We start from the raw sequence: 12410 nt of genomic DNA, 5'->3' as shown, positions 1-12410 counted from the left end.
AGATGAATTATGCGCCTTGTCGCTGCTGCGTGTGGTTGGTAAAGTAAGCGGATTTTATTTTTCCGCCCCAGCTTTCAGGATTATCCCTTAGTATGTTGAAAAAATTTCGTGGCATGTTTTCCAATGACCTGTCCATTGACCTGGGTACTGCGAATACCCTGATTTATGTTAAAGGACAAGGCATCGTATTGAATGAGCCTTCCGTAGTGGCCATTCGTCAGGATCGTGCTGGCTCACCGAAAAGTGTAGCTGCTGTAGGTCATGACGCGAAGCAAATGCTTGGGCGTACTCCGGGCAATATCGCTGCTATTCGCCCGATGAAAGATGGTGTTATCGCCGACTTCTTCGTGACCGAAAAAATGCTTCAGCACTTTATTAAACAAGTGCACAGCAACAGCTTTATGCGTCCGAGCCCGCGTGTACTGGTGTGTGTGCCGGTTGGTGCTACCCAAGTTGAACGCCGTGCGATCCGTGAATCTGCACAGGGTGCTGGTGCCCGTGAAGTCTTCCTGATTGAAGAGCCAATGGCGGCTGCAATCGGTGCTGGTCTTCCGGTTTCTGAAGCAACCGGTTCTATGGTTGTGGATATCGGTGGTGGTACCACTGAAGTGGCCGTTATCTCCCTGAACGGTGTGGTTTACTCCTCCTCCGTACGTATTGGTGGTGACCGTTTCGATGAAGCCATTATTAATTATGTGCGTCGTAACTACGGTTCTCTGATCGGTGAAGCGACAGCCGAACGTATTAAGCATGAAATCGGTTCTGCTTATCCAGGTGATGAAGTGCGCGAAATTGAAGTTCGCGGTCGTAACCTCGCTGAAGGTGTTCCACGCGGTTTCACCCTGAACTCCAATGAAATTCTGGAAGCGCTGCAAGAGCCGCTGACCGGTATTGTGAGTGCAGTGATGGTTGCCCTGGAGCAGTGCCCGCCGGAACTGGCTTCCGATATCTCTGAGCGTGGTATGGTTCTGACCGGTGGTGGTGCGCTGCTGCGTAACCTCGACCGCCTGTTAATGGAAGAGACAGGTATTCCTGTCGTAGTTGCAGAAGATCCACTGACTTGCGTAGCACGTGGCGGCGGCAAGGCACTGGAAATGATCGATATGCACGGCGGCGATTTGTTCAGCGAAGAATAATCTGCGTCAGACTCGGAGCGTGTTGGCGTTCCGGGTTTACCTGGCCTGAGAATACGCAAAGCCTATGAAGCCAATTTTTAGCCGTGGCCCATCGCTACAGATTCGCCTTTTCCTGGCGGTTGTTGTGGCGCTGGGTGTTATCATTGCGGACAGCCGCCTGGGTACGTTCAGTCAAATTCGAACGTATATGGACACTGCCGTCAGCCCTTTCTATTTTATTTCCAATGGTCCCCGCGAATTATTAGACAGCATGTCGCAGACGCTGTCCTCGCGCGATCAACTTGAGCTTGAAAATAGGGCATTACGTCAGGAGTTGTTGCTGAAAAACAGCGAACTGCTGATGTTAGGTCAATATAAACAGGAGAACGCGCGGTTGCGCGAGCTGCTGGGTTCGCCCCTGCGCCAGGACGAACAAAAAATGGTGACCCAGGTTATCTCCACGGTTAACGATCCGTATAGCGATCAGGTGGTGATCGACAAGGGCAGCGTCAACGGTGTGTATGAAGGCCAGCCTGTTATCAGCGATAAAGGCGTCGTCGGTCAGGTTGTGGCTGTTGCGAAGTTAACCAGCCGTGTCCTGCTGATTTGCGATGCCACACATGCGCTACCCATTCAGGTTCTGCGTAATGATATTCGCGTGATTGCAGCCGGGAATGGCTGTACTGACGATCTGCAGCTGGAACATCTCCCAGCAAATACCGACATCCGTGTCGGTGACGTGCTGGTCACGTCCGGTTTGGGTGGACGTTTCCCGGAAGGGTATCCGGTTGGAGTGGTTTCCTCTGTTAAGCTGGATACGCAGCGCGCCTATACCGTGATTCAGGCACGCCCAACGGCAGGTCTGCAGCGCTTGCGTTATCTGCTGCTGCTGTGGGGGGCCGATCGCAATGGTACCAACCCGATGACGCCAGAAGATGTTCACCGTGTGGCGAACGAGCGCTTGATGCAGATGATGCCGCAGGTGCTTCCATCCCCTGATACAATGGGGCCTCCTGCACCTATGCCTGCTCCGGCAACAGGTATCGCCGGGCCGCCTCCCCTTAATTCCGGAGGAGGGCAATAGTGGCAAGTTATCGTAGCCAGGGGCGCTGGGTTATCTGGCTCTCGTTTCTTATCGCATTGTTGCTTCAGATTATGCCCTGGCCGGATGACATTCTTGTCTACCGGCCCAACTGGGTCCTGCTGATCCTGCTTTACTGGATCCTGGCATTGCCGCATCGCGTAAATGTCGGTACAGGTTTTGCCATGGGTGCCATACTGGATCTCATTAGTGGATCCACGCTCGGTGTACGTGCGTTATCCCTGAGTATTGTCGCTTACCTGGTCGCACTAAAATTCCAGCTGTTCCGTAATCTGGCACTGTGGCAACAAGCGCTGGTGGTGATGGTGCTCTCATTGGCGACCGAAGTCGTTATTTTCTGGGCGGAGTTCCTGGTCATTAACGTCTCGTTTAAGCCTGATATTTTCTGGAGCAGTCTGGTTAATGGTGTGCTCTGGCCGTGGATCTTCCTGTTGATGCGTAAAATTCGTCAGCAGTTTGCCGTGCAATAAGGTTTTTATGACAACTCTCTGGCTTGCCTCCGGTTCCCCCCGTCGTCAGGAACTGCTCACCCAATTAGGGGTGAGCTTCGAACGTATTATTCCCGGTATTGAAGAGCAGCGTCGGGCACAAGAGAGTGCTCACCATTATGTGCTGCGACTGGCGCGAGAAAAAGCGCAGGCTGGGGTGGCGATGGCCACGCGTGATTTGCCCGTGCTGGGTGCTGACACCATTGTCATATTTAATGGTGAAGTGCTTGAAAAACCGAAAGACTCCTCGCATGCTGCTAAAATGTTACGACAACTCTCCGGTCAAACTCACCAGGTCATGACGGCTGTTGCACTGGCGGATAGCCAGCATCTGTTGGATTGCCTTGTGGAAACAGAAGTCACTTTTCGCGTGCTGTCTGACGAAGATATTGCCGCCTATGTGGCAACCGGGGAGCCGCTTGATAAAGCCGGGGCTTATGGAATCCAGGGGCTGGGCGGCTGTTTTGTCAGAAAAATTAATGGCAGTTACCATGCCGTCGTCGGTTTGCCGTTGGTGGAAACGTGGGAACTGCTGAGCAACTTTAACGCACTACGCGAGGGAAAAGATAATCATGACGGCTGAATTGTTAGTCAACGTAACGCCATCAGAAACACGCGTGGCTTATATCGATGGTGGCATCCTTCAGGAGATCCACATTGAGCGTGAAGCACGACGTGGGATCGTAGGCAATATCTACAAGGGTCGGGTAAGTCGTGTACTTCCTGGAATGCAGGCGGCTTTTGTAGATATTGGTCTGGATAAGGCGGCGTTCCTTCATGCCTCGGACATCATGCCGCATACCGAGTGCGTAGCCGGGGAAGAACAGAAAAACTTCACCGTGCGCGACATCTCTGAACTGGTGCGCCAGGGCCAGGATTTGATGGTGCAGGTCGTAAAAGATCCCCTCGGAACCAAAGGCGCACGCCTGACAACCGACATTACTCTTCCTTCGCGCTATCTGGTATTTATGCCGGGTGCATCGCACGTCGGCGTCTCTCAACGCATTGAGAGCGAAGCGGAACGTGAACGACTAAAACAAGTGGTGGCGGAATACTGCGACGAGCAGGGCGGTTTTATTATTCGTACCGCGGCGGAAGGGGTCTGCGAAGAGGATCTTTCGTCCGACGCAGCCTATCTTAAGCGTGTCTGGACCAAGGTGATGGAGCGTAAAAAACGCAACCAGACGCGTTACAAACTCTACGGAGAGCTGGCACTGGCGCAGCGTGTGCTGCGTGATTTTGCCGATGCTCAGCTTGACCGCATCCGCGTTGACTCCCGACTGACCTACGACATGCTCCTGGAATTTACCGCTGAATATATGCCGGAAATGACCAATAAGATTGAGCATTACAGTGGTCGCCAGCCCATCTTCGATCTCTTTGACGTTGAAAATGAAATTCAGCGCGCACTTGAAAGAAAGGTTGAGCTGAAATCCGGTGGCTATCTGGTTATCGATCAAACTGAAGCCATGACCACCGTTGATATCAACACCGGGGCTTTTGTTGGCCATCGTAACCTTGACGACACCATCTTTAACACCAACATCGAAGCGACGCAGGCCATCGCCCGTCAGCTTCGTTTGCGTAATCTCGGCGGCATCATCATCATCGATTTCATTGATATGAACAATGAAGATCACCGTCGACGCGTTCTGCATTCGCTGGAGCAGGCATTGAGCAAAGACAGAGTGAAAACCAGTATTAACGGTTTCTCACAACTTGGCTTAGTGGAAATGACCCGTAAACGTACCCGCGAAAGTGTTGAACACGTATTGTGTAATGAGTGCCCGACCTGCCATGGACGTGGGACGGTGAAAACGGTTGAAACCGTCTGCTATGAAATTATGCGTGAGATTGTGCGCGTGCACCATGCGTACGATTCCGACCGATTCCTGGTCTATGCTTCTCCTGCTGTGGCAGAAACCCTGAAAGGGGAAGAGTCGCATGCGCTGGCAGAGGTTGAGATTTTTGTCGGTAAGCAGGTAAAAGTACAAATCGAGCCGCTCTATAATCAGGAGCAGTTTGACGTGGTGATGATGTAAGAACCGTCAGGGTTCAGCTGTTTTTTGACAAGGAGAGGTGCTTGAGGCGATTGCCGGGGATTTTGCTACTTACAGGGGCAACGCTTATCGTTATCGTGGCGTTGCTGGTGAGTGGCCTGCGTCTGGCGCTCCCGCATCTGGACAGCTGGCGACCCGAAATCCTGGCCCAAATTCAGGCCAGGACAGGTGTTGTCGTTGATGCAAACCACTTGCAGGCTCACTGGGAGAATTTCGGCCCGAGCCTGGAGGTTCGTGATGTGAATGCCGTCCTCAACGACGGTGGCAGCCTGTCGATCAAGCGCGTGACACTCGCGCTGGATATCTGGCAAAGCCTGTTGCATATGCGCTGGCAGTTTCGCGACCTTACCTTTTATCAACTGGCCGTACGTACCAACACTCCGTTGCAGCGTAATGATACCGGTGACAGCATCGAAACCGATCGCATCAGCGATCTCTTTCTTCGCCAGTTCGATCACTTCGATCTGCGCGACAGTACACTCAGTTTTCTGACCCTCTCTGGCCAGCGTGCCGAACTTTCCATTCCTCAACTGACCTGGCTTAACAGCAATGACAGGCATCGTGCTGAAGGCTTACTCAGTCTGTCCAGCCTGACTGGTCAGCACGGCATCATGCAGGTCAGGATGGATTTACGTGATGATAACGGCATCCTGAATAATGGCAGGGTATGGTTGCAGGCTGACGATATCGACGTGAAGCCGTGGCTGGGGAAATGGATGCAGGACAATATTGCCCTGGATTCCGCTCGCTTTAGTCTCGAAGGTTGGATGACGCTGAGCAAAGGGGAAGTGGAGAGCGGCGACGTCTGGCTGAAAAAAGGCGGTGCCAGTTGGCAGGGCGATGAGATGGTGCATCAGATGACTGTCGACAATTTGACGGCCCATGTCTCACGTCAGCAGCAGGGCTGGCAGTTTGATATTCCAGAAACCCGTATCACGCTGGATCAGCGCCCCTGGCCAAATGGTTCGCTTGCGTTTGCCTGGGTTCCTGCACAGGAAGCCGGCGGGCCAGACGGTGCCCGTAGTGATGAACTGCGCGTGCGTGCCAGTCGTCTTGAACTCGATAACCTCGATGGCCTGCTGCCTATTGCAGAAAAGATCTCCCCGGAGTTAGGCAATATCTGGCGCACCATGAACCCTTCTGGGTTACTGGAAACCCTGGCACTTGATATCCCCCTTCAGGCGACGGAAAAAACACGTTTTCAGGCGAGCTGGAAAAACATCGCATGGAAACAATGGGAATTGTTACCGGGCGTGGAAAACCTGTCCGGTACACTCGCCGGCAGTGTTGAAAATGGGCGTGTGACCGCAGAGATGGCACAGGCAAAAATGCCGTATGCCAATGTCTTTCGTGCCCCGCTGGAAATTGAAAAAGGCGTCGCCACACTTAACTGGTTGCAAGACGAACGCGGTCTGCAACTGGATGGCCGTAATATTGATGTGCAAGCAAACGCCATTCATGCCCGGGGGGATTTCCGCTATCTGCAACCGACGGGTGACGAGCCATGGCTTGGGATTTTAGCGGGCATCAATGTCACGGATGGGGGGCAGGCCTGGCGCTACTTCCCGGAAAACCTGATGGGCAAAGCGCTGGTGGATTATCTCAGCGCAGCAATTCAGGGCGGACAGGCAAACAATGCCACACTTGTTTACGGCGGCAACCCGAAACTCTTCCCGTATAAGCATAATGAAGGGCAGTTTGAAGTGCTGGTACCGCTGCGTAACGCGACTTTTGCCTTCCAGCCTGACTGGCCTGCCCTGAAGAATTTTGATATCCAACTCGACTTCATCAACGACGGTTTGTGGATGAAGACCGACAGTGTGGCGCTGGGCGGTGTGAAAGCCAGCAACCTGACGGCCATCATTCCTGACTACCTGAAAGAAAAGCTGCTGATTGATGCGGATATCAACGGGCCCGGTAAAGCCGTTGGGCCCTATTTCAAAGATACGCCGCTGAAAAATACGTTGGCGACGGCACTTGATGAGTTGCAGCTTGATGGGGATGTGAGTGCCCGCTTACATCTCGACATTCCGCTCGATGGTGAAATGACGACCGCAAAAGGCGACGTCATGTTGAATCACAATAATCTGTTTATCAAACCCATCAACAGCACGGTTAACGATCTGCGCGGTAAGTTCAGCTTCGTTAACGGCAACCTGAAAAGCGAACCGTTGCAGGCGACCTGGTTTAATCAGCCACTCAACATTGATTTTACGACGACTGAGGGTGAAAAAGCCTATCAGGTAGCGGTCAACATGGATGGTAACTGGCAGCCAGCGCGCACAGGGGTGCTGCCGCAGCAGTTAAACGATGCTGTCAGTGGAAGCCTGGGCTGGAAAGGGAAAGTCGGCATCGACCTTCCTTATGGGGCTGGTGCGAATTACACCGTGAATATTGATGGTGATTTAACCAATATCGTCAGCAAACTACCGCCACCGCTAGATAAGCAGTCGGGTCAAGCGCAGCCAGTGAAGATCAACGTTCAAGGTAATCTGCACAGCTTTGATCTTACCGGCAGTGCGGGAGCGAATAACCACTTCAATAGCCGCTGGATTCTGAATAACAAGCTGACGCTCGACCGTGCTATATGGGCTTCGGACAGCCATACGGTTCCACCGTTACCGGATGAGCAAGGGGTTGAGCTGAATCTGCCGGCAATGAACGGTGCCCAGTGGCTGGCTCTGTTCCGACAGGGTGTTGCCAGTAACGTGAGTAATTCAACGGTGTTCCCGCAGAGCATCACACTCCGTACTCCGGCACTTACGTTGGGCGGACAGCAGTGGAATAACCTTAGTCTCGTTTCGAAACCACAGTCATCCGGTTCGATTATTGAGGCACAGGGACGGGAAATTAACGGCACCTTCACCTTGCGCGACAATTCGTCATGGGAAGCGGCCATCCGTTACCTCTACTACAACCCGACGGCAACGTCTTCAGACGATAACGACATCTCTTCTCCTACCACTTTGCTACGTGGCAAAACTCAGGTTGATTTTACCGGCTGGCCTGACCTGCAACTGCGCTGCAAAGAGTGCTGGCTATGGGGGCAAAAATACGGTCGTATCGACGGCGATTTTGATATTAAAGGTGACACACTGACGCTGACTAATGGTCTGGTGGATACCGGTTTCGCACGCCTGACGGCAGACGGTGAATGGGTGAATCGTGTTGGTGGTGAGCGGACCTCCATCAAAGGCACATTGAAAGGCGAAAAGATCGATGCAGCGATGGGCTTCTTTGGCATCTCGACACCTATGCGCGATGCGTCGTTTGATGTGGACTACGATTTACACTGGCGCAGTCCGCCGTGGCAGCCCCAGGAAGAGTCGCTTAATGGCATCCTGCGTACCCGTCTGGGGAAAGGAGAGATAACGGATGTCAGTACCGGACATGCCGGGCAGCTGCTGCGTCTCTTCAGTGTAGATTCGCTGCTACGCAAACTGCGTTTTGATTTCAGTGATACCTTCAGTAACGACGGATTCTTCTTTGACTCCATTCGCAGCGCGGCCTGGATAAAAGACGGTGTGCTGCACACTGATGACACGCTGGTGGATGGGCTTGAAGCCGATATAGCGATGAAGGGCTCCGTAGATCTGGTACAGCGCCAGCTCAACGTTGAAGCCGTCGTCGCGCCTGAGATTTCCGCCACGGTGGGAGTGGCGGCGGCATTTGCGGTTAACCCGATTGTCGGTGCTGCGGTGTTTGCCGCCAGTAAAGTGCTGGGGCCGCTGTGGAACAAAGTCTCGATTCTGCGTTACCAGATAACGGGGCCGGTAGACAGACCGCAGATCAATGAGGTGCTTAGGCAGGCACGTGCTGAGAAAAAGCAATGATTTGACGGCGTCTAAGAATTGCCTCAATCTTCTTATATGACATTTTTACTGCCCATAGTGGCGGCAACGACGAGTAGCTAACGATGAGTCTGAACCTGGTAAGTGAACAATTACTGGCAGCAAATGGCCTGAGCCATCAGGATCTGTTTTCCATTCTCGGCCAACTGACCGAACGTCGACTCGATTATGGCGATCTCTATTTTCAGTCGAGCTATCACGAATCCTGGGTGTTAGAAGACAGCATCATTAAAGATGGTTCCTACAACATCGATCAGGGTGTTGGCGTGCGGGCTGTTAGCGGTGAGAAAACCGGATTCGCCTACGCGGACCAAATCAGTTTGCTGGCGCTTGAGCAGAGTGCTCAGGCTGCCCGTACCATCGTGCGTGATGTGGGAGACGGTCGGGTGCAGACCCTGGGTGCGATTGAGCATACCGGACTCTACGCCAGTATTGATCCCCTTCAGAGCATGAGCCGTGAAGAGAAGCTGGATATTCTGCGTCGGGTCGACAAAGTCGCACGTGCAGCAGATAAACGTGTGCAGGAAGTGACGGCCAGTCTGACTGGCGTCTATGAACTGATTCTGGTTGCGGCGACGGACGGAACCCTGGCGGCGGATGTTCGTCCGTTGGTTCGTCTTTCTGTCAGTGTGCAGGTAGAAGATGATGGCAAACGCGAGCGCGGTTCAAGCGGTGGCGGTGGCCGTTTTGGTTATGACTGGTTCCTGAAGGATGAAGACGGTGATGTCCGTGCAGATGCCTGGGCGCGTGAAGCCGTGCGTATGGCGCTGGTGAATCTTTCCGCAGTCGCGGCACCTGCCGGAACCATGCCGGTTGTACTGGGTGCAGGCTGGCCGGGCGTATTGCTGCATGAAGCGGTTGGACACGGGCTGGAAGGTGACTTTAACCGTCGTGGCACGTCGGTGTTCAGCGGGCAGATGGGCCAGTTAGTTGCCTCAGAACTCTGTACCGTGGTGGACGATGGCACGATGGCCGATCGCCGCGGTTCGGTTTCTATTGATGATGAAGGTACACCGGGTCAGTACAACGTATTGATTGAAAAAGGTATTCTGAAAGGCTATATGCAGGATAAGCTCAATGCCCGTTTAATGGGTGTCGCGCCGACGGGTAATGGTCGCCGTGAATCCTATGCACATCTGCCGATGCCGCGTATGACCAACACCTACATGCTGGCGGGCAAATCCACGCCGCAGGAGATCATCGAATCCGTTGAGTTTGGTATTTTTGCACCGAACTTTGGTGGCGGTCAGGTGGACATCACCTCCGGCAAGTTCGTCTTCTCCACCTCCGAGGCTTACCTGATTGAGAAAGGGAAAGTCACGAAACCGGTGAAGGGCGCGACATTGATCGGCTCTGGTATCGAAGCAATGCAGCAGATATCCATGGTGGGCAACGACCTGAAGCTGGACAAAGGCGTCGGTGTTTGCGGCAAAGAAGGCCAGAGTCTGCCAGTAGGCGTCGGTCAGCCGACGTTGAAAGTCGATAACCTGACCGTAGGTGGTACTGCCTGATTTTCGTCTTATACGCCCTCACCCTGAAGGTGGGGGCATTAAAGCCCTCGCCCTTGCATACCCTGATATAACTTCGCCACTTCGACAAAATACTCCGTCAGATAGTTAATACAGACCTGTACCTTCAGCGGCAGTTTGTCTTTTTCCGTATACAGCGCCCAGACCGGACGTGGATCGGACTGATAACGGCTGAACAGGATCTCCAGGTTACCATTGTTGATCTCGTCGATCGCCCACATCAGCGGCACATAAGCGATCCCCGCACCTGCGATTAACCAGCGCGAAAGCGTCATAGGATCGTTAGTGACAAATCGGCCCTGCGGGATCAATCGTGTTGAAATGCCTTCCGGGGCAATCAGTTCAAATTCATTATCCGGACGCACGCTGTACTCCAGCCAGGAGTGGTTCACCAGGTCAGCAGGCTTTTCTGGCACACCGAACTGTGCCAGATAACTTTTAGCCGCACAGACCACCATTGGCATGGCACCCAGTCGACGAGAAAAGAGACTAGAATCTTGTAATGCGCCAACGCGAATAACGACGTCCAGGCCGTCGGCGATCAGGTCCGGCGCGGGGATGCCGGTGACCAGATTAATGGACAGACCCGGGTACTCTTTGAGCATATCTGCGGTCATTCGGGCGAGGACATTTTGCGCCATGGTTGAAGAACAACCGATGCGTAGCGTACCGATTGGCGTGTTGTTGAACGCGTAGAGTTGTTCGTGAACATCCTGAACTTCAAACAGCATGCGACGACAGCCCTGATAGTAAATCTTTCCGGCTTCGGTAAGGCCAAGGCTGCGTGTGCTGCGGTTGAGTAGCTTAACCTGAAGCTCATCTTCCAGCTTAGCCACCGTCTGGCTGATGGAAGATACGCTCATTTGAAGCTGTCGTGCCGCCGCCGTGAAGGAGCCTTGCTCCACCACTTTGGCAAACACTGACATTCGTTTTAGTCGTTCCATTGTTCACTCTGGCTTAAAAGTGATTTAGATCACATAATATAGATAACAGCATAACAGTTACGTTAATATACTATTCGCTGAATAATTAACGTATCGCTCTCGCCTGGCTTGCTCACTGCTCCGTGGCGGTACGGATAAGAAATATTGTCGCCTGCACTCTCTCTAATCAAGGTCAACATGAGTCTGTTTCCCGTAATCGTGGTGTTCGGTCTGTCGTTCCCACCGATTTTTTTCGAATTGCTTTTGTCACTGGCGATCTTCTGGCTGGTGCGCCGCATGCTGATCCCGACCGGGATCTACGACTTCGTCTGGCATCCGGCATTGTTTAATACCGCGCTCTACTGCTGCTTGTTTTATCTGCTGTCGCGCCTGTTTGTTTGAGGTAGAAGTGAAAACACTAACAAGAAATCTCTCTCGTACTGCTATTACCGTTGTGCTCGTTATCCTTGCGTTCATCGCTATTTTCCGCGCCTGGGTTTACTACACCGAATCGCCGTGGACACGTGATGCACGTTTCAGTGCTGATGTGGTCGCGATCGCACCTGACGTCGCGGGGTTAATTACCGCAGTGAATGTGCAAGATAACCAATTGGTTAAAGCGAACCAGGTGCTCTTCACCATCGACCAGCCGCGTTACCAGAAAGCGCTGGAAGAAGCCGAAGCAGATGTTTCCTATTACGAAGCACTGGCCAGCGAAAAACGCCGGGAAGCGGGGCGTCGTAACCAACTGGGCATTCAGGCTATGTCGCGTGAAGAGATTGATCAGGCCAACAACGTCTTACAAACGGTGCTGCATCAACTGGCAAAAGCGCAGGCCACCCGTGACCTGGCGAAGCTCGACCTTGAGCGTACTGTTATTCGTGCCCCGGCAGACGGCTGGGTGACCAACCTGAACGTTTACGCTGGTGAGTTCATTACTCGTGGTTCCACGGCAGTCGCTCTGGTTAAACAAAATTCCTTCTACGTCCTGGCCTATCTTGAAGAGACTAAGCTGGAAGGCGTGCGTCCAGGTTATCGGGCTGAAATTACCCCGTTGGGCAGCAACCATGTACTGAAAGGCACCGTGGATAGCGTCGCTGCCGGGGTGACTAACGCCAGTAGCAGCAGCGACAGCAAAGGCATGGCGACCATTGACTCGAATCTGGAGTGGGTGCGCCTGGCTCAGCGCGTGCCGGTACGTATTCATCTTGATGAGCAGCAGGGAAATCTGTGGCCCGCGGGTACTACTGCGACGGTTGTGATAACCGGTAAAAATGACCGCGATGAAACCCATGACTCCTTCTTCCGCAAACTGGCGCATCGCCTGCGTGAGATGGGCTAA

At 53.2% G+C, this 12410-nt stretch carries 10 protein-coding genes; 9 read left to right on the top strand and 1 reads right to left on the bottom strand.

Features of this window, described 5'->3' with window-relative positions:
- Positions 1-92: 92 nt before the first annotated feature.
- The 7 genes from mreB (at position 93) to tldD (ending at position 10127) form a co-directional block, all read left to right on the top strand.
- Entirely contained in the window at positions 93-1136 is a 1044-nt protein-coding gene (gene mreB / locus AC5JPW_RS24380; protein ID WP_000913396.1) for a rod shape-determining protein MreB, read from the top strand.
- A gap of 64 nt (positions 1137-1200) precedes the next feature.
- Positions 1201-2199, top strand: a complete 999-nt coding sequence (gene mreC, locus AC5JPW_RS24375; RefSeq protein ID WP_494243804.1) for a rod shape-determining protein MreC — start codon at positions 1201-1203, stop codon at positions 2197-2199.
- The gene (gene mreD, locus AC5JPW_RS24370; protein WP_494243802.1) at positions 2199-2687 is read left to right on the top strand and encodes a rod shape-determining protein MreD; all 489 of its coding nucleotides are present in this window, start codon (positions 2199-2201) and stop codon (positions 2685-2687) included. The genes mreC and mreD overlap by 1 nt, the downstream gene beginning before the upstream one ends.
- Before the next feature lie 7 nt (positions 2688-2694).
- Entirely contained in the window at positions 2695-3288 is a 594-nt protein-coding gene (locus AC5JPW_RS24365) for a Maf family protein (RefSeq protein ID WP_494243800.1), read from the top strand.
- Positions 3278-4747, top strand: coding sequence for a ribonuclease G (gene rng, locus AC5JPW_RS24360; RefSeq protein WP_494243798.1), 1470 nt, complete (start codon positions 3278-3280; stop codon positions 4745-4747). The genes AC5JPW_RS24365 and rng overlap by 11 nt, the downstream gene beginning before the upstream one ends.
- A gap of 41 nt (positions 4748-4788) precedes the next feature.
- Positions 4789-8598, top strand: coding sequence for an AsmA2 domain-containing protein YhdP (gene yhdP / locus AC5JPW_RS24355; protein ID WP_494243796.1), 3810 nt, complete (start codon positions 4789-4791; stop codon positions 8596-8598).
- 83 nt (positions 8599-8681) lie between these two features.
- Positions 8682-10127, top strand: coding sequence for a metalloprotease TldD (gene tldD / locus AC5JPW_RS24350; protein WP_494243794.1), 1446 nt, complete (start codon positions 8682-8684; stop codon positions 10125-10127).
- Between the two features lie 38 nt (positions 10128-10165).
- Here tldD and aaeR read toward each other — a convergent pair whose 3' ends face one another.
- Positions 10166-11089 carry an HTH-type transcriptional activator AaeR gene (gene aaeR / locus AC5JPW_RS24345; protein WP_494243792.1) on the bottom strand — a complete coding sequence of 308 codons (924 nt, stop codon included), beginning with the start codon at positions 11087-11089 and terminating at the stop codon, positions 10166-10168.
- 177 nt (positions 11090-11266) lie between these two features.
- Here aaeR and aaeX point away from each other — a divergent pair, with 177 nt between their 5' ends.
- Entirely contained in the window at positions 11267-11470 is a 204-nt protein-coding gene (gene aaeX, locus AC5JPW_RS24340; RefSeq protein ID WP_039077415.1) for a p-hydroxybenzoic acid efflux pump operon protein AaeX, read from the top strand.
- Between the two features lie 7 nt (positions 11471-11477).
- Entirely contained in the window at positions 11478-12410 is a 933-nt protein-coding gene (gene aaeA / locus AC5JPW_RS24335; protein WP_494243790.1) for a p-hydroxybenzoic acid efflux pump subunit AaeA, read from the top strand.

This window comes from Phytobacter sp. (assembly GCF_059074235.1).
The sequence above is the reverse complement of the archived record's forward strand: the minus strand, read 5'-3'. Positions and strand labels throughout refer to the sequence as shown.

Coding starts and splice junctions, on each gene's coding strand:
- AC5JPW_RS24365 (WP_494243800.1), top strand. CDS start 2,695: ATGACAACTCTCTGGCTTGCCTCCGGTTCCCCCCGTCGTCAGGAACTG.
- rng (WP_494243798.1), top strand. CDS start 3,278: ATGACGGCTGAATTGTTAGTCAACGTAACGCCATCAGAAACACGCGTG.
- mreC (WP_494243804.1), top strand. CDS start 1,201: ATGAAGCCAATTTTTAGCCGTGGCCCATCGCTACAGATTCGCCTTTTC.
- tldD (WP_494243794.1), top strand. CDS start 8,682: ATGAGTCTGAACCTGGTAAGTGAACAATTACTGGCAGCAAATGGCCTG.
- aaeR (WP_494243792.1), bottom strand. CDS start 11,089: ATGGAACGACTAAAACGAATGTCAGTGTTTGCCAAAGTGGTGGAGCAA.
- aaeX (WP_039077415.1), top strand. CDS start 11,267: ATGAGTCTGTTTCCCGTAATCGTGGTGTTCGGTCTGTCGTTCCCACCG.
- mreB (WP_000913396.1), top strand. CDS start 93: ATGTTGAAAAAATTTCGTGGCATGTTTTCCAATGACCTGTCCATTGAC.